Source organism: Candidatus Venteria ishoeyi (assembly GCF_030378065.1).
Taxonomy (GTDB): domain Bacteria; phylum Pseudomonadota; class Gammaproteobacteria; order Beggiatoales; family Beggiatoaceae; genus Venteria; species Venteria ishoeyi.
The window spans coordinates 1-1,845 of the sequence record NZ_JAUCGJ010000105.1 but is presented as its reverse complement, the minus strand read 5'-3'; the positions used below and the strand labels follow the sequence as shown (position 1 = coordinate 1,845).

At 41.8% G+C, this 1,845-nt stretch carries 2 protein-coding genes; both read right to left on the bottom strand.

What is annotated here, in order from left to right; genetic code table 11:
• Positions 1–415 precede the first annotated feature (415 nt).
• Positions 416–1,441: a hypothetical protein gene (locus QUF61_RS18080; protein WP_289682948.1), complete on the bottom strand. Its 1,026-nt coding sequence runs from the start codon at positions 1,439–1,441 to the stop codon at positions 416–418.
• Between the two features lie 20 nt (positions 1,442–1,461).
• Positions 1,462–1,650, bottom strand: a complete 189-nt coding sequence (locus QUF61_RS18075; protein ID WP_289682947.1) for a hypothetical protein — start codon at positions 1,648–1,650, stop codon at positions 1,462–1,464.
• Positions 1,651–1,845 lie beyond the last annotated feature (195 nt).

Genomic DNA, 1,845 nt, shown 5'->3' with positions numbered 1-1,845 from the left:
TATAGCAAGTCGTTTAGTGCCATAAATATAAAAATTAGCAGACAGCCAATAAATTAAAAATATAAAACGATACTATTGTTCTATTTCCTCAGCCAAGTCAAATTATAAAATTCAGAGATAAACCAGGAAAAACAGCCCGATCATATGAAAAAAATCAAAAATCAGCCATAACTTACCTATGGCAAGTCATTTGGTGCTATAAATCTGAAGAAAAAAATTAGCAGACAGCCAATAAATTAAAAAAATAAAACAACACTATCATTCTATTTCCTCAGCCAAGTCAAATTATAAAATTCAGAGATAAACCAGGAAAAACAGCCCGATCATATAAAAAAAACCAAAAATCAGCCATAACCTACCTATGGCAAGTCGTTTGGTGCCATAAATATGACTTAATGAGAAATGAAAATATCAGCTATTGGTATAACAATCGGGCAGCACTCTGCCCCTTAAACCATTTGCGCCCCTGCCGTTCAGTTTCTTCCAGCAAATGCCGCATGATACCAACAACCTTATAAAAATGATTACCGTAATGCTGTATGCCATCTATCCAGTTGTCTTGCTTAATTTCCAAACGTTGCAAAATGGGTCGAATATGCGCAGGAATAGCGCCACGCTTACCATCACGAATACAGCGCCCAGTCCAATCGACCAGTTCAAAGTATTCTTCCTGGCTGATGGGTAGGCAAACATGCGTATTTTGCGTGGCTTGAGGTTTCCCGGTCTTTTTAGACTCAGCAAAAGGTAAAAGCCATTGGCTTTGTGGTTCTGGTTTTGAGACTGATTTTTTTTGAATCTCAACTCTTGCTGCAAAAGAAGTAAATTCAGAATCTTCCGGGGTTTGGGCAATGGCGGCTCGTACCGGGTTAAGGTCAACATAGGCCATGCAGCTAATTAAAGCGGCATCATCCAGCAAAGCCTGGGATTTGAAACGCCCTTCCCAGAAGCGCCCGGTACACTTATCTTCCTTGTTTGCCTGGCGTGCAATCGGCTCGTTCAGGCAACGCATAAACCAGCTTAAATCTGCCAAACGTTCCCGCCACAAGCTCACTTTTTCCTCATCTGCTGTCAGACGTGCAAAATAAGCGTTGACCACTTCAGTATCAATTTGTTTGTCATCAGAATCTTTTAACGCCTGTGGTGGAAACAAGGTACACCAACGCTTGACCACTTCCTCAGCATCCCAGGTCAAGCTCTGCTCATAATCCACATGCAGTACCAGATGATAATGATTACTCATAATGGTATAGGCACAAACCTCAACCGCAAACTGCCCGGCAAGCACTTCCAGCCTGTCCAATATCCATTGCCGCCTATGCTCATAATTGCAGCCACTTTGCTTATCAACGCCACATAAAAAAGCACGGCGCACAGCGCGACTGATGCAGTGATAATGACCGTTAATGTGTTTACTGACTTGTTCTTTGCGTGGTGTGGGCATGGCTTTATCCCTCTTTGAATTTAGGTTTTAGGACAGGATAACAGAAATAGTATTTTTTTCAAATTTTGTGGATGTCTTCTAATTTTTTCTAATTTTTCGCCACTTTGCTTATCAACGCCACATAAAAAAGCGCGGCGCACGGCGCGACTGATGCAGTGATAATGACCGTTGATGTGTTTGCTGACTTGTTCTTTGCGTGGTGTGGGCATGGCTTTATCCCTCTTTGAATTTAGGTTTTAGGACAGGATAATAGAAATGATAAGATTTGAATATATTTTATCGAGGTAGAACAACCAGTTACCCAGTTACCCCCTCACAAATCCCTGCGTGCGGAATTACCGCACAGGGCTTTTCAAAACTGCTCGCTTTGCACGCGGTTTTTGTTGTTGCTTAGAAGTCATGAC

Coding starts and splice junctions, on each gene's coding strand:
- QUF61_RS18080 (WP_289682948.1), bottom strand. CDS start 1,441: ATGCCCACACCACGCAAAGAACAAGTCAGTAAACACATTAACGGTCAT.
- QUF61_RS18075 (WP_289682947.1), bottom strand. CDS start 1,650: ATGCCCACACCACGCAAAGAACAAGTCAGCAAACACATCAACGGTCAT.